17 protein-coding genes and 2 pseudogenes are annotated in these 16,283 nt (G+C 69.4%); 13 read left to right on the top strand and 6 right to left on the bottom strand.

Going from position 1 to position 16,283, the window contains the following annotated elements; all coding sequences use genetic code 11:
* Positions 1 to 102: 102 nt before the first annotated feature.
* Both B4N89_RS00485 and B4N89_RS00480 read left to right on the top strand, forming a co-directional pair.
* A complete protein-coding gene (locus tag B4N89_RS00485) occupies positions 103 to 498 on the top strand; it encodes a hypothetical protein (RefSeq protein WP_235618411.1) in 396 nt (131 codons plus the stop codon).
* Between the two features lie 264 nt (positions 499 to 762).
* A pseudogene (locus tag B4N89_RS00480) lies at positions 763 to 1,441 on the top strand (Tn3 family transposase).
* 160 nt (positions 1,442 to 1,601) lie between these two features.
* Here the strand turns inward: B4N89_RS00480 and B4N89_RS00475 are convergent.
* The 3 genes from B4N89_RS00475 to B4N89_RS00465 all read right to left on the bottom strand — a co-directional run bounded on the left by B4N89_RS00475 (position 1,602) and on the right by B4N89_RS00465 (position 3,671).
* Positions 1,602 to 2,378 carry an SDR family NAD(P)-dependent oxidoreductase gene (locus tag B4N89_RS00475; protein ID WP_078973886.1) on the bottom strand — a complete coding sequence of 259 codons (777 nt, stop codon included), beginning with the start codon at positions 2,376 to 2,378 and terminating at the stop codon, positions 1,602 to 1,604.
* Positions 2,379 to 2,527: 149 nt separating this feature from the next.
* A complete protein-coding gene (locus B4N89_RS00470) occupies positions 2,528 to 3,286 on the bottom strand; it encodes an SDR family NAD(P)-dependent oxidoreductase (RefSeq protein WP_078973885.1) in 759 nt (252 codons plus the stop codon).
* A gap of 118 nt (positions 3,287 to 3,404) precedes the next feature.
* The gene (locus B4N89_RS00465) at positions 3,405 to 3,671 is read right to left on the bottom strand and encodes an Atu4866 domain-containing protein (RefSeq protein ID WP_078973884.1); all 267 of its coding nucleotides are present in this window, start codon (positions 3,669 to 3,671) and stop codon (positions 3,405 to 3,407) included.
* 139 nt (positions 3,672 to 3,810) lie between these two features.
* On the opposite strand from B4N89_RS00465, the gene B4N89_RS00460 reads away from it, so the two are divergent.
* The 4 genes from B4N89_RS00460 to B4N89_RS00445 all read left to right on the top strand — a co-directional run bounded on the left by B4N89_RS00460 (position 3,811) and on the right by B4N89_RS00445 (position 6,964).
* Positions 3,811 to 4,659 (top strand): helix-turn-helix transcriptional regulator, encoded by an 849-nt coding sequence (locus B4N89_RS00460; RefSeq protein ID WP_078973883.1) that lies wholly within the window; start codon positions 3,811 to 3,813, stop codon positions 4,657 to 4,659.
* Between the two features lie 82 nt (positions 4,660 to 4,741).
* On the top strand, positions 4,742 to 5,128 hold the full coding sequence (locus B4N89_RS00455) for a recombinase family protein (protein WP_235618410.1): 387 nt from the start codon (positions 4,742 to 4,744) through the stop codon (positions 5,126 to 5,128).
* 571 nt (positions 5,129 to 5,699) lie between these two features.
* The gene (locus tag B4N89_RS00450) at positions 5,700 to 6,242 is read left to right on the top strand and encodes a SigE family RNA polymerase sigma factor (protein WP_235618409.1); all 543 of its coding nucleotides are present in this window, start codon (positions 5,700 to 5,702) and stop codon (positions 6,240 to 6,242) included.
* Entirely contained in the window at positions 6,239 to 6,964 is a 726-nt protein-coding gene (locus B4N89_RS00445; RefSeq protein WP_078973881.1) for a hypothetical protein, read from the top strand. The genes B4N89_RS00450 and B4N89_RS00445 overlap by 4 nt, the downstream gene beginning before the upstream one ends.
* A 130-nt stretch (positions 6,965 to 7,094) precedes the next feature.
* Here B4N89_RS00445 and B4N89_RS00440 read toward each other — a convergent pair whose 3' ends face one another.
* Positions 7,095 to 7,883 (bottom strand): TetR/AcrR family transcriptional regulator, encoded by a 789-nt coding sequence (locus B4N89_RS00440; RefSeq protein ID WP_078973880.1) that lies wholly within the window; start codon positions 7,881 to 7,883, stop codon positions 7,095 to 7,097.
* Between the two features lie 124 nt (positions 7,884 to 8,007).
* Here B4N89_RS00440 and B4N89_RS00435 point away from each other — a divergent pair, with 124 nt between their 5' ends.
* The 4 genes from B4N89_RS00435 to B4N89_RS00420 all read left to right on the top strand — a co-directional run bounded on the left by B4N89_RS00435 (position 8,008) and on the right by B4N89_RS00420 (position 12,350).
* Positions 8,008 to 9,675 carry a carboxylesterase/lipase family protein gene (locus B4N89_RS00435; RefSeq protein WP_078973879.1) on the top strand — a complete coding sequence of 556 codons (1,668 nt, stop codon included), beginning with the start codon at positions 8,008 to 8,010 and terminating at the stop codon, positions 9,673 to 9,675.
* 507 nt (positions 9,676 to 10,182) lie between these two features.
* Positions 10,183 to 10,776 carry a hypothetical protein gene (locus B4N89_RS00430; protein WP_235618408.1) on the top strand — a complete coding sequence of 198 codons (594 nt, stop codon included), beginning with the start codon at positions 10,183 to 10,185 and terminating at the stop codon, positions 10,774 to 10,776.
* Positions 10,773 to 11,531: a DUF6193 family natural product biosynthesis protein gene (locus B4N89_RS00425; RefSeq protein WP_078973878.1), complete on the top strand. Its 759-nt coding sequence runs from the start codon at positions 10,773 to 10,775 to the stop codon at positions 11,529 to 11,531. Before B4N89_RS00430 ends, B4N89_RS00425 begins: the two co-directional genes overlap by 4 nt.
* A gap of 126 nt (positions 11,532 to 11,657) precedes the next feature.
* On the top strand, positions 11,658 to 12,350 hold the full coding sequence (locus B4N89_RS00420; RefSeq protein WP_078973877.1) for a hypothetical protein: 693 nt from the start codon (positions 11,658 to 11,660) through the stop codon (positions 12,348 to 12,350).
* Between the two features lie 42 nt (positions 12,351 to 12,392).
* Here B4N89_RS00420 and B4N89_RS00415 read toward each other — a convergent pair.
* A pseudogene (locus tag B4N89_RS00415) lies at positions 12,393 to 12,566 on the bottom strand (transcriptional regulator); the annotation flags it as partial.
* 190 nt (positions 12,567 to 12,756) lie between these two features.
* On the opposite strand from B4N89_RS00415, the gene B4N89_RS00410 reads away from it, so the two are divergent.
* From B4N89_RS00410 to B4N89_RS50590, 3 genes are all read left to right on the top strand, one after another.
* Positions 12,757 to 13,620 carry an aldo/keto reductase gene (locus tag B4N89_RS00410; RefSeq protein WP_201260763.1) on the top strand — a complete coding sequence of 288 codons (864 nt, stop codon included), beginning with the start codon at positions 12,757 to 12,759 and terminating at the stop codon, positions 13,618 to 13,620.
* 216 nt (positions 13,621 to 13,836) lie between these two features.
* Entirely contained in the window at positions 13,837 to 14,172 is a 336-nt protein-coding gene (locus tag B4N89_RS50595; protein ID WP_201260762.1) for a hypothetical protein, read from the top strand.
* A 21-nt stretch (positions 14,173 to 14,193) separates the two neighbouring features.
* Complete coding sequence (locus B4N89_RS50590; RefSeq protein ID WP_268812534.1) at positions 14,194 to 14,439, top strand: flavodoxin; 246 nt, start codon at positions 14,194 to 14,196, stop codon at positions 14,437 to 14,439.
* A 947-nt stretch (positions 14,440 to 15,386) separates the two neighbouring features.
* On the opposite strand, the gene B4N89_RS00395 is transcribed toward B4N89_RS50590, so the two are convergent.
* On the bottom strand, positions 15,387 to 15,692 hold the full coding sequence (locus B4N89_RS00395; protein WP_143657792.1) for a hypothetical protein: 306 nt from the start codon (positions 15,690 to 15,692) through the stop codon (positions 15,387 to 15,389).
* Positions 15,693 to 16,283 lie beyond the last annotated feature (591 nt).

The raw sequence follows: 16,283 nt of genomic DNA, 5'->3' as shown, positions 1-16,283 counted from the left end.
GCCAACTTCCCTCTGTCCCGCGCGAGCAGGTCGACCATACTGCCGCAGCCGCAGGGCAGTGGGCCCGGCTTCGTCATGGGCGGCGTCCTGGATGATGGGGGGATGCTGGTGCGCACGGAGAAGATGCCGCCGATTCCGCGGCGGCCGACGAGAGTTCGGGTCCACACACCCGTCGGAGTTGCCGAGGCGCTCTGGCAGGGTGATCCGCAAATGGCCGATGGCCACCACCTCGTCGAGTGGACCGTCGATGAGGACATCCTCTGGGGGCAGAACACGCGGCCGACTTCACGTACCGAGCCAGGGCTCCGGCAGGAGGGCGACCGGGTGGTCATGCGCGGGCGGCTCCATGTGACCGAGGACGATGCCGCGTACCTTCACATGGGCGACTCACCGATTCTGTTCGATCTTGCATCACCAATCCCGGCGGGCACCGACGGCCCCTGGGTGGAAATCAGCGTCGCAGTGGACAGCGTCGCCCTCTATCCCTACCAGACCTGACAACGCCTGCGGTGGAACCCTTTCATCGGTGGGCCGACAACGCGACACAGCGTGCCCGGGGCGCCGAATCATCGGCTCCCACCGGGTCCGGGGCCGAGGCCGGGTCGTGCTTCAGTGCGAATACAGCGCCCGAATGTCCGGGCCCGACGCGAGCCGGGAAACTCCCCGACCTCGGTGCGTGGATCCATCGTGGCGATACCCTCGCCGTAGGCCCGTCCCGCGCTGATCGAGGGCCTGCTGCGGCACCGCACGGACGCCGAGATCGTGTCGGCCTACGTCGACACCCACGGCGCAAGCGTCGTCGGGTTCGCCTTTACCGAGCTGCTCAACTTCCGGCTGCTGCCCCGGTTGAAGAACATCGGCAGCATCCGCTTGTACCGGCCGGCCGGCGCTCGGTGCCTTGCTGACGCGGCCGATCCGCCGGGAGCTGGTCGAGCAACGGTACGGCCAGATGGTGAAGTACGCGACCGCGCTTCGGCTCGGGACGGCGGAGGCGGAGCAGGTGCTGCGGCGCTTCACCCGGGGTGGCCCCAAGCACCCCACCTACCAGGCCCTCGAAGAACTCGGCCGGGCCGAGCGCACGATCTTCGCATGCGACTACCTGGCCGGCCCCAGCCTGCGCCGCGAGATCCACGGCGGGCTCCAGGTCGTGGAGAACCGGAACAGCGCGAACACCGTGCTCCACTACGGCAAGGACGGTGCTCTGACCGGCCCCGACAAGGAGCACGCCGAGACGTCGATGCTCGCCCTGCACCTGCTCCAGTCCGCGCTGTTCTGGTCGAACGTCAACCCGTACGGCACCTTTCGCCTGGACATGGAAAAAGCGCCTCGACCTGGCGTCAGCCGCCGCAGCCGTGCCTCGCCCCCGCACAGCAGCGGATACGGCCGACCGCTCGGCCGCGAAGACGCGACAGCGGAAAACGGTGCGCGATACCGCCGGTAGCGATCCCTGTCGTGGAGTGCCGGAGCCGACGGCTACGGTCAGGGCGCCCGACTATGGCGTTGCGCGACTCGGGCACCTCCCGGTTACATCATCCGGTGGAAGTGCCGTCGACCAGGGCCTGCGGGCCGTGGTCGACGGACATGTGCTGTCTGATGCGTCGCTAGATTGCGGTGAAACCGCCGTCAGCGGCGACCACGGCTCCCGTGACGAAGCTGGAGCGGGGCGAGACGAGGAAGCACAGGACTTCGGCGATCTCCTCGGGCTGCGCCACACGTCCCAGGGGCTGCGCGGCGGCGAAGGAGGCCAAGTAGGCGCGGCTGTCGGGGCGGATCGTGTCGAGGAAGTCCGTCTCGATGACGCCCGCGGCCACGAGGTTGGCGCGGATGCCCAGCGGGCCGCCCTCGACGGCGAGCACCTTGGTCAGTTGGGCCAGAGCGCCCTTCGACGCACTGTAGGCGACGCCTTCGGGCAGGGCGACGGTGGAGGCGTACGAGCCGGTGCTGACGATGGCGCCGCCGCCGCGGCTCCTCATGGCCCGGAACGCCTCGCGGGCGCAGAAGAAGGAGCCGCGGGCGTTGACCGCCATCACGGTGTCCCAGTCCTCGGCCGTGGTTTCGGTGACGGGTTTGTTCCGGGTGCGCCCGGCATTGTTCACGAGGATGTCCAGTCCGCCGAAGGCGTCCAGGGCCGTTGCCACCGCGTGGTGGGCGGTCTCCTCATGGGTGATGTCACCGTTTGTCGCGACGACGCCGGGAAACTCTTCCGCCAGGTTCGTGACGTCGGGGCGGAGGTCGAGGGCGACGACCCGGGCGCCGCGGGCGTGGAGGAGCGCCACGGTCTCCCGGCCCACCCCTCGCGCGGCTCCGGTGACGAGGGCGATCTTCCCAGCGAACTCGGTGGATTCGGATGTTGCGGCGGATGCGGTTGCAGGTGTCATGGTGCGGTCCCTGGAGAAGGTGAGTGTGACTGCGGGCGCCGGTGCAGGGCACCTGAAGTGCTGTGCGGTGGTGCGGTGCGCGGACCGGGTGGGCCGCGCCGTCGACGCATCCACGGCAGGCCCACGTGGACGTCGTACGGCTGGGTTGTTCAGTGCGCGGTGAGCCCGCCGTCGACCACCAGTTCCGCGCCGGTGACGAACGAGGAGTCGTCGCAGGCCAGGAAGAGGATCGCGGGTGCGACCTCGTCGGCGCGGCCGGCTCGGCGCATGGGGGTGCGTTGGACGTCCGGCTGCTGGTTGCCCTGGTCGTCCAGGAGGTCCTGGATCATCGGCGTGGCGATCACGCCGGGATGCACCGAGTTGATCCGTACTCCCTGCCGGGCGTACTCGACCGCGGCGGTCTTGCTCAACAGGCGCACGGCCCCCTTGGACGCCTGGTAGGCGGCAGCGGCACCGCTTCCCACCAGGCCGAGTACCGACGACGTATTGATCACCGACGCGTTGCCGCTCGCGCGCAGGAGCGGCATCGCCGCCTTCATGCCGAGCCATGTGCCCTTCTGGTTCACGTCGATGACGCGGTCCCACGCCTCTTCCCGCGTGTCCTCGATACCTGGCCAGTCCAGGATGCCGGCGAGGTTCACGAGCACGTCCAGCGTTCCGAACCGGTCGCGTACGACGGTGATCACTTCGTCCCACTCCCGCGCGGAGGAGACATCGAGGCGGGCAGCGACGACCTCCGCGCCTTGTGCCCCGATCCGGTGGGACAGCTCCCGCAGGGGGCCGTCGGCGATATCGGTGATCACCAGCCGGGCGCCTTCGCGGGCGAAGAGTTCGGCGGTCGCTGTGCCGAGGCCGCCGGTGGCGCCCGTGATCAGCGCGACCTTGCCGGCAAGTCGTTGTCCTGTCATGGGTATGGTCCTTGATTCTCGTTGCTGCCGGCTGACTGGCTGACTGCTGTGCCGGGATTTCTTGGTCCGCCGACGGCGGATTCGCCCCCGGTGCCAGGGCGGCCGTGGCCCGGCCTCTCTACGACGACTTCTGCTCCCGGTAGAGCACGAGGTGCTCGTGATAGAGCACTCCGTCCCGGATGTCGCCCGTGGCGGTGAACCCGGTGTCGTCGACGTAGTCCAGGTGGCTGCCGGTCACCGTGTACCGGCCGGTGTACGCGCCGCGCCGCCCGCCGCGGGCTTCGTCGTAGCGGCCGTCGGGCAGCAGCTCCTGACGGATGTGACCATCCGCGGTCACCCACATCCCCACCACGTCAACGTGGTCGCCCTCAACGGTCCCGGCCATGGCGGACTCCTCTCCTCGAATGGTGTGGTCCTTCCCGCTGCACCGAGTCTGGGCAGGTCAGCGCCCATCAACCAGGACGCGCACTGCCTGGGTGCGGCACACCCAGGCAACACACCGGGCCGCCGCCTAGCCTGACCACATGAACGACAACCACCTGGGAGACTTCCTGCGCGCACGCCGCGCCGGCCTGCGGCCGGAGGACGTCGGCATGGCGAGCTACGGGGCCCGCAGGGTCGCCGGACTGCGCCGCGAGGAGGTCGCCGTCCTGGCCGGAGTGAACGCCGACTACTACACCCGCCTGGAACAGGGCCGCGAGCGCAACCCCTCACCCCAGGTGGTCGACGCGCTCAGCCGCGCGCTGCGCCTCGACGCGGACGCACGCGCGCACTTGTACCGGCTGGCCGGGGCCACACCGAACGACCGGCCCTCCGTCCACGCCGACGAGCGGGTCAGCCCCTCGCTGCGACAGCTCATGGACGGCTACCCGAACACTCCAGCGTTCGTCATGAGCCGGACCCTGGACCTCCTCGCCGTCAACGCCCTGGCCGATGCCCTCTACGCCCCGTTCGAGCCGGCGGACAACCTGGCCCGCATGACCTTCCTCGACCCCGCGGGCCGCACCTTCTACACGGACTGGGACCGGGCAGCACAGGCCACCGTCGCCAACCTTCGCGAGGCAACCGGATTCGACCCGGACAACCCACGGCTGCGCGAACTCGTCCGCACCCTCACCGAGCACAGCGCGGACTTCACCCGCCTCTGGAACGCCCACGCCGTGCGCGGCAAGACCCAGGACGCCAAGAACTTCCTCCACCCGGACGTCGGCCCCCTCACCCTCACCTACCAGGCTTTCGACGTACGCGACGCCCCCGGCCGGCAACTCGTCATCTACCACGCCGAACCAGGCAGCCCCAGTGCCCACTCCCTCAATCTGCTCGGTTCCCTCCACGCCACCCGGCGCCGGCCCGACCCCCGCCCCCACCGCTGATCAGCCGACGGAACATGGGAATAGGTCGGCAATAGTGCCCGGTCGATTTCGCCCCCGCGTGTTTCATAGGTGGTCGCTCGCCATGCTCGCCGAGGAACTGAAGGCGAGCGGCGTCGGCCTGGAGTTCCTCACCGGGGAGCTGAAGGGCTCGCACGACCCGCCCGGCATCGTGTTCGCCGTGCTCGCCGCGATGCCCGGCATGGAGCGCGAGTACATGCGCGACCGCACCCTCGAAGGTCAAGAGTCCGCCCGCAGGCGAGGCAAGACCATCGGCGGCGCCGGCGTCACCGACGAGTCCATGCTCTCCATGGCTCTCCACCTGCGTAGCCAGGAGACGAGTCTGCGCGACATCGCCAAGCGTCTCGTCATCACCACGGGCGCGAAGAAGGGCCGGCACCCCTTACCCGCCACCGTCATGCGGATGCTGCGCGAACGCGACGAACAGGCCGCCACGGCGGCGAGCGCGTGATCATCGGGCCGGTTTGCCGCTGGTGTCTGAGCCAGGACTCCGGGGCCTTCACCACGCGGCCCGCGAAGCGCGGGCGGCTCCGGCGAGGGCAATGGTGGGGAACTCGGATGCCGGGTGCCGCCACGTTCGTTGTGACGGGGCGCCCTTGCCGATGTCGTCGAGCAGCGCGACCGCCACGGCAGGAATTTCGCGTTCGATCCGACCCGGGGCGCAGCGCGCGCGTTGGGCCGGAGTCGCCGGCCGCGTCGACGGGTCCCGGCGCGGGCTTCGGCTTGTTGCGCCCATCGTGGCCCGCAACTCCGCCCGGGTAGGCGTTCGTTGCACACTCGCAACCCGCCCCGGCACGCAGAGCCCCTCCGCACGGCACGACGCGGCATGACCCACCCGGCGCGCCTTCCGCCTTCCGCGGGCGCCCTGGCCGGTCGATCGATTGCCAGTCGGCCTCCCGGTCCGGGTTCCGCTTACCCATCCGCCGGCAAATCGGTCGATACCCCGCCCGGCGCAAAGGCGTTCGAGCGGAATGGATAGCGGGCCGCTCTCGCCGGCGTCTTGTCGGGTGAGAGGGGGCCAATTGCGAACCCAGGACGAGGCACGCTTCCGGGCGTTCGTCGAGGACCGACGCGGCGCACTGCTGCGTACCGCGTATCTGCTGTGCGGGGACCGCCACGACGCCGAGGACCTTACGCAGGCGACGCTGATCAAGGTCTACACCGCGTGGGGTCGCGTGAGCGAGGCGGACAACCCCGACGGGTACGTACGCCGGGTACTCGTGAACACCCATCACTCGCGCGCCCGGAGACGGCGGGTGTCCGAGTTCCTGACGGACCGTCTGCCGGACCGGGCCGGGCTCGACTCCACCGCGGCGCTCGCCGGCCGCAGTGTGCTGATGGCCGCACTGGCCCGCCTGCCGATCACGCAGCGGACCGTGGTGGTGCTGCGGTATTGGGAGGGCCGCCCGGATGTCGAGGTCGCACAGATCCTCGGCAAACCGGTCGGCACGGTCCGCAGTCGGGCCGCGCGGGGACTGGCACGGCTGCGCGAGGACCCGCACATGGCCGATCTGATCACGCGTCGACCGGCTCCCGCACAGCGGACGACGGAGGCACGGTCGTGATCGACGAAGACGACACCGCGTACGAGACGGCCGCTTTGAAGGAGATTTTCATGAAGGAGATCCAGGAAACGGAGATGACCCCGCCGAGCGTCGAGGAGGTGGTGCGTGGGGCCGGGTCCAAGCGTCGCCGCAGATTCACCTTGGGCGTGTCCGCCACCGCGTTCGTGCTGGCGGTTGCCGGCGGGGGCACGGTGATCGCGTCGTCGGTGCTGGACGAGGACGGCGAGTCGTCCGCGATCATCGCGGTGGACGCGGGCCGACCAGTACCCGGCGCCGAACCCGGCGTCGTAATCATCGAGGGTGTCACCCGGGGACAGGTCTGGCGCACCCGCACCGAGGTCCACCCCGACGGAAAGGTCTGCCACCTCGACCTGGACCCGGTCACCAACGCGCCAGGTGCGGGTGCCTGTGCCGGTCCGCCGATGCGCGACGGCGTGGTCGTCCCCGACGTGCTCAAGGTCAACTGGTCCGGAATCAGTACCGACAACCACGACGGCACCTGGTCGTACGAGGTCATGGGCACCACGGCTGCCGACGTCGCCCGGGTGCGGCTGACCTGGAAGGGCGCCAGGGAACCCGTCATGCTGACTGCGGCGCCGATGACGAAGGACAAGAACGCCTTCTCCGCGATGATCACCGCGGAGGCGGGATCGCCGAAGTTCGAACTGGTCCCGTTGGACGCCAACGGGCTGCCGTTCGGGAGCATCGACCCACCCGAGTAACGCCCGCCGTCGCGTGCCCCATCGGCGGGGCCTGGTACAAGCCGGGCCCCGCTCACCGGTTCCCTCCGGCGGCGGGTCGACCGGAACCACGTCGCGCCGTCGGACGGTGGGGGTTCGAGGCTGCTCCGCCTCACGCGCCGCCGTCGAGCACCCGACGCGCGTCCGCGGCACGTTTCGCGGTGACCAGTACGTCGATCCCGTCCAGGATCCGGTCGAGCCCGAAGGTCACGTCATCGTCGTCGACGTCGTCGGTGTAGTCGTTGCCGTTCATCATGGACGCCAGGACCGAGTGACCGCGTTCGTGCAGCCGGGGCAGGAGGAATCTGGTCACGGTGTCCGACTGCGTCGGAGTCGCGGTGCTGTACCGCAGGTCGCGACGCATGCCGCCGATCTGCCGCGCATAGCCGTCCAGTACGAACGCGCACCTCAAGGCCTCGGTGGAGGTCAGTCCGGCACCGGTCAGCACTTTCAGGATCGCCTCCGTCCAGTCCAGCAGGTTCGGCGTCACCGGGGCTCCGCGGACGGGGAGATCGCACAGCCAGGGGTGGACGTCGCACCGGTCGATCATCGCCCGCGTCCACATGTTCGCCGCATCGCGCCAGTCTCCCGCCCCGGACGCCAGGCCCACCCCGGACGCCAGGTCCGGCGCGGTGCCCCAGGCGGCCTCGGCGACCAGAACCAGCAACTCGTCCCGGGACCTCACATACCGGTAGATCGCGTTGGCGGTCAGCCCGAGCCGCTGGGCGATCTTGGGCATCGACAGGGCATCGAATCCGTCCGCGTCGGCCAGTTCGACGGCCGCGCCGACGATCTGCTCGATGCTCTGGGACGGCTTACGTCCGAGCCTGGTCGTCTTGACGGGGAGGCGCCACGCCAAGGCCAGTCCCGGCGGCAGTTCGGAGTCCTCCCCGATCGGCATCCGGTGGCCTCCTCTGCTCGAGCGGGGATCCCTGTGCGGCCGACTCTACCTTGACTTCGTGTATGCCCCACACTTAGATTCGTGTGACCCACACACAAATAATGATCGGCAGAGGGAGTGCGACATGGGACCGCTGCATCCACGCCACGCGTCGAGCAGGCGCACCAGACGGCTCGTCGGTCTGGTCGTGCTGCTGATCGCGGCGTTACTCTCGACGTCGATCGTCGGTGGCGGGACGGCCGGCGCGCTGTCACCGGACCGCGGCGACAACAGCCCCGCAGCCTCCGCCACCGTGGTTCGAACCGACGCCGGCGCCGTCCGCGGCAGGGCCGATTCGACCGCCAGGGTGTTCCAGGGGATCCCGTACGCCGCGCCACCGGTGGGCGACCTGCGCTGGGCCTCGCCGCAACGGGCCGAGCCGTGGCGGGGAGTGCGAGACGCCGGCAAGCCCGGCAACCGCTGCGCCCAGGCCGCCGGGCTGATCGACGAGCCCAGCACGACCGAGGACTGCCTCTTCCTCAACGTCACCACGCCGCGCGCCACCGGCAAACGCAAACTGCCGGTGATGGTCTGGATCCACGGCAACGGGTTCATCAGCGGCGCCGCCGCCCTGTACGGCGCGCAGCGGATGGCCGCCGACGGCGACGTGATCGTGGTCAGCCCGAACTACCGGCTCGGAGTCTTCGGATTCCTGGCCCACCCGGCACTCGACCACGGCAAGGCCCGGAACCTGTCCGGGAACTTCGGTCTCGAAGACCAGCAGGCCGCACTGCGCTGGGTGCAGCGCAACGCCGCGGCGTTCGGCGGTGACCCCGGCAACGTCACGATCTTCGGCGAGTCCGCGGGTGGGACCAGCGTCTGCGCCCAACTCGCCGCGCCGTCATCGGCGGGACTGTTCCATCGGGCGATCGTGCAGAGCGCGCAGTGCACCGGTGAGAAGTGGTCGCCGGGGCCCGCGACCTGGTTCCCGCTGCCCCGCGCCGACCGTCGGAAGAACGGTCTCGAGGTGGCGGCCAACGTCGGCTGCGCCAACCCGGCGACCGCCGCAGCCTGCCTGCGCGCCAAGCCCGCCGGCGAACTGGCCAAGTGGTCCGACGTCGGCATCGGGTCGGGTCCCACCGTCGGCGGGGGTTTCCTGCCACTCGGCCCGGAGCGCGCCTTCGCGACCGGTCGCTTCAATCGTGTCCCCGTCATGCAGGGAACCACTCGGGACGAACACCGCCTGTTCACCGCGGCGATCGAGGTCGCCACCGGAGAGGTCACCACTGCGGACAGCTATCGCGAGCAACTTGCCGCCGTGTTCGGCCCGGCCGACCTGCAGCGAGTCCTGGCCCGGTATCCGGTCGCCGAGTTCCACTCCCCAGGCGAGGCACTGTCCGAGGTCGTGACGGACTGGGCCTGGGGATGCACCGCCCAGGACCGGGACCGCGCACTCGCCGCGCACACTCCGGTCTACGCCTACGAGTTCGCGGACGAGACGGCGCCGTGGTTCGCCACCCTGCCCAGACCCGACTTCCCCACCGGCGCGTTCCACGGAGCCGAACTGCAATACCTGTTCGACGACAAGCAACTCCCCGGCCCGCAGACACCTGCCCAGCCACAACTGTCCACGACCATGATCAGCTACTGGACCCGATTCGCCGCCACCGGAAACCCCAACAGCAGCGGACAACCCCGCTGGATGCCGTTCCGGGGCGACGGTTGGGTGCAATCACTCGCAACCACCACGATCGGCCCGACCGACCGCAACGCGGAACACCAGTGCGCCTTCTGGAAGACCATCGATCCATGACCCGACGAGCCCCTGACGTCGATTGACCAGAGGATGCCGCGAAGTGCCCACGGCGGACGGCGATTGCCCGTTGCCCTCCCGACGGCAGCCGTCGCGGCGCCCGCCCGACCCACCCGCCGGGCACATACGCCGGCACGGTGACCCCGGCCGACACCCCGACGCGGTGCTGGTTGGTTGACTGCACCAACCCGTCGGTAGGCCGTGGTGCGGTGGCCGATGCGGAAGGCTCCAACGCGTGCTTGTCGATCGAAGTGAGTTGCTGTCAGGACGTGTTGACCCGCTACGCGTCGGCCGCGTTGTCGGTACCGACCTGGAGAACCAGCCGTACATCCTCCTTGGCGCTGCTGGTGAGCCCGTGGGGCCGGTGGCGGCGTGGATCACGCGTGATCGCCGACGACGTCTGGGCCAAGCTGCTGCGGGCGGGCCTGAACGTCGAGCACGCCGACGTCTACGCCCAGCCCATCGGTCGCCTGCACCCGATCGAAGCTCTACAACGCGAAGGAGCCGATGACGCTCTTCGAGCTGCAGGCCTGGCTCGGCCACCGATCTCCAGCGGCCACTCGGCACTACGCCAAGATCGCGCCGACCACCCTGGCGAAGGCATACAACGACGCCGGCTACTTCGCCCGCAACGTCCGCACCATCGAAGTGCTCGTCGACCGCGACGCGGTCGCCTCCGGCGCCGCAGCCGCCAGCGAGCCGTGGCAGTACTACGACCTCGGCCACGGCTACTGCACCTACACCTTCTCCGAGCAGTGCCGGCACCGCATGGCCTGCGCCAAATGCGACTCCTACACCCCGAAGGATTCCACCGAGAGCCCGATCTCGGAGGCCAAAGGCAACCTTCGGCGCATGCTCGCCACCATCCCGCTGACCGACGACGAACGCCATGCCGTCGATGACGGCCAAACCGCCTTGGACAAGCTCCTCGACCACATTGCCCACACCCCCACCTCGGCGGGCCCGACGCCCCGCCGGCTCGGAATACCAGCACACTCCACGCTGCTTCCTCTCGTCGTAGTCCGACGCGGCGAGCCGCGGTCGGGAAGTGTCAAAGGGCCGACCACACCCGAAGTGCGTCGGCAAGAGGGGGAATCGTGACGCCTGACCCCGCCACGGACGACCTGGCCGGCCTCTATCCCGAACTCGGCCTGAACCAAACGCTCCAGGACATCCTGCAGACAGCCGTTCACCAAGCTGGATACGGGCTGGATGTGCTCCCTGAACGCGCCCCGGGCTGGTGGCGCTGCGGAGCCCGAGCAGAGGGTGACAGTCGGACGACCAACGTCCTCCTCGGCATCGCTGAGCGCGTCTTCATCGTGAACTTCCGGGAACGCGGCGTCACGATGGCCAAAGGCACGACGACCAGCTTGGACGCGGTTGTGTCGGCAATCGGCGCTTGGCTGTCCGGCGCCACCTTGGCACGCCTGAAGTCCGCATGCCCATTCGTCGACTACAGCCCGCTCGCCGAGGCCCACGAGCGTGGTGACGCCGTCGAGGCCAAATGGACGAGCTACCGGCGCACCACGGCACGGCACGTCGACCATGAACTCATCGAGGCTGCATACGCCCAGCCGCAGCTGCGAGCCCTTTTTCCTTTCCACAGCCATCGGACGCTGAACTTCAGCCGCTGCACCGGATTCCCCTACACCCACGACATCCCGGTGATCACCCCCGCGAACGGAAGCTACCGAGTGACCTGGTGGCACACCCGGTCACCGCACGGACCGGCGGGGATCGGAGACGCCGACACCCCTGACGACGCCGTCGCCTTGGTCGTCGCCCATCTGCCCCACAACTGTGGGCCGGCGGTTGTCGGCACCGCCGAAGACCTTGACGACTCAGATTCCACATGAAGGCGGTGCTGCGCAGGTTCTACGACCTGCATCACGACGCCGGAACCGGGCCGCTGCTCAACCCGTTCCCGCTGGATCCGGCGCGTCGCATGGCAGGAACGGTGGAAGGCCGGCAGCGCCGAGGAAGTGCCCGGCGCCGGATGGACCGAGCTTCCCCTGCGCACGCGCCACCAGCCCGAGCCGCCGTCGCATGAGCGCACCGACTTGTCCTCCGGGCTGCTCATGCTGATCTGCGGAGATGTGATCCGCCCCGGCCCGCCGTGGGTGCTCACCCGAACCCATCGTTGTGCGGCATCGGTCGCGGCCGAGGCCCGAGACCCGGAAGGATTCGCCCGACTGGCCGAACTGGCCGTCTCCCAGACGCATTCGGGGAAAGATGCTCAGATTGCCGCGACCCGGATTGCGACGGTGCCGGCCTGCGAAGGTGGGCTCATCCGTGACATCACCGTCGGGGACTGCGTGGAACCGTTCGACACCCAGCGCCGAGTCCATGTCCGCGGCGGGCAGCACAAGGTCGACTTCTACCCGCGCCTTCGGGCCCTGGGAACGTTCCCCGAAGACGTCCCCGCAACGATCCGCGCATGCGAACAGGCCCTTGGCCGGCTCAGCATCGAAGAACTGGTGGACCGCTACCCGATCCGCCGCCGCGCGATCCGGGACCTGCTCGTGGAGCACCTGCGCGAACGGCAGCCATCGCTGGACTTCGCCATCCTCGACGCGATCTCGCGCACCCTCGCGGGACTCTTCTGGGCGCGGATCGAGGAACTGTCGTCCGGCATCGACCCGCTGCAACTGTCACCGGCCCTGGCCCGCGCCTGAAAGCAAGACCTGAGCGTCAAGCGACGAACGACCATCCGCCCTGACGGAGCCGCCGGCCGGCGTCGCCAGTTCCTCGCGGCGCAGCCCCGGGGTGCGGCGCAGGCCGGTGCCGACGGTGAGGCCGACCTGTTCGGGGCTGGTCTGGGTGCGTTGGGCGCGCAGGAACCGGCCCAGTTCCTGGCCGGTGCTGTCGCCCGGGGCGTGCTCAGGTGCCATGCCTTCAGTGTCACACCGCGCTGACCTGCACGGCAGCACGGTGAGGGGCGCTGCCGTTACCCCCGAAGAGCCCGCCCTGCCACACGGGCGCGAACCGCGCGACGGTGGATGACGGCACCCGGGACAGCCGCGGTCGGCCGTCCCGCGGGTGCCTGCGGATTCACTCGTCTCGGGGACGCAACGGAGGACCATGCGCTACGTCAGGCCGGGTGACCTGGAGGCGTCCCGGATCGGGCTCGGGGCGATGGGGATGTTCCACGGCTACACCGACTCGGGGACCGATGGGGAAGGGTCGGTCCGGACTCTGCACCGGGCTCTTGAGCCGGGTGTCACGTTCATCGACAACGCCGAGATCTACGGGCCCTACACGAACGAGGAACTGCTCGGCCGGGCCCTCAAGGGCCGCCGGGACCGGGTGGTCCTGGCGACGAAGTTCGGCCTGGCCTCACACGCCGGTGGTGGGCCGTGGAACCTCGACAGCACTCCGGCCAACATCCGTACCGCCGTCGAAGGTCCGCGACGAAACCGCGTTCGAGGAAGGCGACTATCTGCACGGCAACCCGCGCTTCACCGGCGAGAACTTCCAACGCAACCTGCGCATCGCCGACGCAGTCGCCGCCGACCAGGCCGGCGCCACGCCCGCGCAGGTCGCGCTCGCCTGGCTGCTCGCCCAGGGCGACGACATCGTGCCATCCCCGGCACCAAGCGCGTCCACCGCGTCGAGGAGAACACCGCCGCCGACCGCTTGGAGCCGACCGCCGAAGGCAAGAACAACCTGTTCACCCACCCCGTACTGGCCGCCATCGGCGCGCAGCACGGCAAGTCCGTCGCCCAAGTCGTGCTGCGCTGGCTCGTTCAGCGCGACATCGTCACCATCCCGAAATCCGTCCGCGCCGAACGCATGGCCGAGAACATCGACGTCTTCGACTTCGCACTCACCGACGACCAGATGGCCGAGATCGCCGCCCTCGACACCGGCACCACGCTGTTCTTCGACCACCACGAGCCCGAAAAAATGGTCGCCTGGCTCGCCAAACGGCGCCTGGAGAACTGACCCGCGGCCGCCCGGGGGGCGCCGCGCCCGATGGCGTGGCACCCCTCCTCACACAGCGCCGCCAGACCGCAGTGGCCGGGGCGGCCCGAGCCGAAGGCGAGACCATGAAGCTCCAAGCCGCAATGCACACCGGGGTGGGGCGTCGCACCGTACTTCGCGGCACGCTCGCGGCGGGAATCGCCGTCCTGACCGCGGCCGGATGCACGTCCGGCGGTGGTGGCGCGGCCACCCACACGAGACGGGTCCAATCCCGGAGCCTCCCTCGCGCCTGCCGCGAGCGGCGGCCGGCGCGAGGCGTCGGTCCCGCCGGCCTACTTCTCCCGACCGGGCGAGAACCACCACTACGGCGGACGCACAACCCGCACCGCCGGAAACACTGCAGTCCTGGCCGGGAAAATCGCCGACCGTACCGCCTGCGACGTCCACCGCATCCTCGCCGCCGACCCCTACCCGGAGGACTACGAGGAGACCGTTCAGCGCAACGTCCGCGAACAGGACGCCAACGCACGCCCGGCCATCGCCGGCCGCCCTGCCGTCCCTCGACGGGTATGACACCGTGCTGCTGGGCAACCCATCTGGAACGTCCGCGCACCCATGATCATGACGACGTTCACCGAAGCCCTTGACTTCCGCGGCAAGACCGTGCACCCGGTCACCAGCCCCGCCATGAGCGGCCTGGGCATCACCGAACGCGACTACACCGCATCCTGCCCCGGCGCCACCATCGCCGAAGGACTCGCCGTACGCGGCGAAGAAGTCGCCGACGCCGACACCGCCGTCGAGGCCTGGCTACGCCACATCGAACTCACCCCCGCCTGACACTCCCGCCGTCGTGTTCAGCGCTTCCGAGTCTCCCTGAAGGCGCACGAAGGACATCAGCGAGCACGAGGCGATAGCACTGGACGTACTCCTCTTGGTGCAGTTAAGGATGTAATGAAGGCGCGCCGAGGCGGGGGAGTCGGCGGCGAGGTTTTCGTGGCTCCCCGCGAGCGAATCACGGAGAAGAGACCGGCGGAACCCGAGCCGATACGCCACCGGAGATCACACATGGTGATCGGCGGGCCGGGTTCCCCGGGGAACCGACGACGGTTGAACAACACGAGAGCCCATCAGATTTCACCATTACCAGGCTGTATATGGCGTCGTCGTCACATCGCCCTACGGAGGCTGACCAACTCCCGCCCACGCAGGGTCCCTTGCCCGGCCCGGACATGGGAGACTTGGCGCAACGATCAACGCCCGGTCGCCGCCATCCCCGGCAGCGACCCGGCACTCCGGGGGAGGCCCCATGCTCGACCTGCTCCACCGATGGACCTGCTATTGGGTTGAGCTCCTGCAACGCCACGACCCGGCCCCGGAGAACCACGGGTCCTGACCGCCGGTCGGCGACGGGCGGCACGCCGACGCCTCCCCGGCAGCCGGATGACCCGCGCACCATCGCGGTGGGCGACGCGTGTTCGTCGAGGCCGTCCCGACGACGAGCCCCTCACCACCGCCGGCGTCGCGGCAGCCGCCGGCATCCACCTCGACGCCCCCGGCGAGGACGACTACGCCACCTTGTGCCCCCCGGCCCTGAGTGGCAGAACCCGGATCGCCCACACGTGCGGTACGCGTCGAGCGCCGGCGGCTTCGAACCCACCGAAGCCGCCGGCGCTCGATTCCTCAACGACCCGAGGTATCCGGGGGCGCGTACCCGGGGCTCACCCGGATGGACGGCGGCGTTCCGTGGACCGCCTCGCCGGCCGTGCGATCCACGACTCGTGGGATCAGTACCAGAGGTACAGGAACCACTTCATCTTGCCGTCGTTTCCCTTCTTGTACTGGCACAGCCAATCCTTGCCGGAATCGATGCCCACGCCGGCGCACGTGCCTTTCGTCCAGTAGGCGTGGTAGAAGTGCCAGCTTGCCTTGACCTGTTGCTGGTCGGCGCCGATGGGGCGGGTCACCGGCGCCGAGGTGGCGTAGGTGGTCGCCGAGTCGGCGGGTTCCGCCGCCTGGGCCGTCGCGCCCATGCCCAGGAGGGCGAGCGTGGCGCCCAGGGTCAAGCCGACCAGTGCACGTCGAGTGCGCATGATGTGTCCCTTTTTCTGTCGTCGGTTGCTGGTGCTCATCGTTGATTCCGATGGTTGGAAGCCGATCGATGGCCCTGGCGGCGCTTTCGACGACGCCTTCGGTGTGGGCCGCCTCCCACACTGGTACCTCGTCCCGCGCGAGTCGTTGGCGGGGAACGCCCTGTTGTTGGCACGGGGCGCACTGCCCGACGGCGAACATGCGAATCGGCGGACATACTCAACCGCACGCAGCCCTGGTGCGGCGGCGCGGTTGGCGCCGGGGGCATACCGGTGGCGGTGCGGAGGGCCCGGATGAAGTCGGCCGGCCGGGGGTGGGAAGAGGTGGTAACTCCCCCTGGCAGGTTGGAGATTCGCGATGCCGCAGGGTGAACCGGTGGGATCCGTGGGGGAAATTCGCCATGCGAGGGTCGGGTGGTTCGTTGATATTTGTGGGTGAATGAACCTGATTTTCATTTTGTCACGGAAACTCCAAGGCGTTTGAGTGCTATCCGTCGTCGGGGCCGGCGGCCGTGTCGAAATCGGTCAGTCGGCGAATATCGACTGGTGCGCCGGGGGTCCCGTCCATAGCGTGCCAAGCTGCTGACGCTGAAA

It is taken from the genome of Embleya scabrispora (assembly GCF_002024165.1).
Lineage (GTDB): Bacteria > Actinomycetota > Actinomycetes > Streptomycetales > Streptomycetaceae > Embleya > Embleya scabrispora_A.
Note: the sequence above shows the minus strand (reverse complement) of the source record. Positions and strands in the feature narration are given on the sequence as shown.

Coding starts and splice junctions, on each gene's coding strand:
- B4N89_RS00485 (WP_235618411.1), top strand. CDS start 103: ATGCTGGTGCGCACGGAGAAGATGCCGCCGATTCCGCGGCGGCCGACG.
- B4N89_RS00475 (WP_078973886.1), bottom strand. CDS start 2,378: ATGACACCTGCAACCGCATCCGCCGCAACATCCGAATCCACCGAGTTC.
- B4N89_RS00470 (WP_078973885.1), bottom strand. CDS start 3,286: ATGACAGGACAACGACTTGCCGGCAAGGTCGCGCTGATCACGGGCGCC.
- B4N89_RS00465 (WP_078973884.1), bottom strand. CDS start 3,671: ATGGCCGGGACCGTTGAGGGCGACCACGTTGACGTGGTGGGGATGTGG.
- B4N89_RS00460 (WP_078973883.1), top strand. CDS start 3,811: ATGAACGACAACCACCTGGGAGACTTCCTGCGCGCACGCCGCGCCGGC.
- B4N89_RS00455 (WP_235618410.1), top strand. CDS start 4,742: ATGCTCGCCGAGGAACTGAAGGCGAGCGGCGTCGGCCTGGAGTTCCTC.
- B4N89_RS00440 (WP_078973880.1), bottom strand. CDS start 7,883: ATGCCGATCGGGGAGGACTCCGAACTGCCGCCGGGACTGGCCTTGGCG.
- B4N89_RS00435 (WP_078973879.1), top strand. CDS start 8,008: ATGGGACCGCTGCATCCACGCCACGCGTCGAGCAGGCGCACCAGACGG.
- B4N89_RS00430 (WP_235618408.1), top strand. CDS start 10,183: ATGACGCTCTTCGAGCTGCAGGCCTGGCTCGGCCACCGATCTCCAGCG.
- B4N89_RS00410 (WP_201260763.1), top strand. CDS start 12,757: ATGCGCTACGTCAGGCCGGGTGACCTGGAGGCGTCCCGGATCGGGCTC.
- B4N89_RS00395 (WP_143657792.1), bottom strand. CDS start 15,692: ATGCGCACTCGACGTGCACTGGTCGGCTTGACCCTGGGCGCCACGCTC.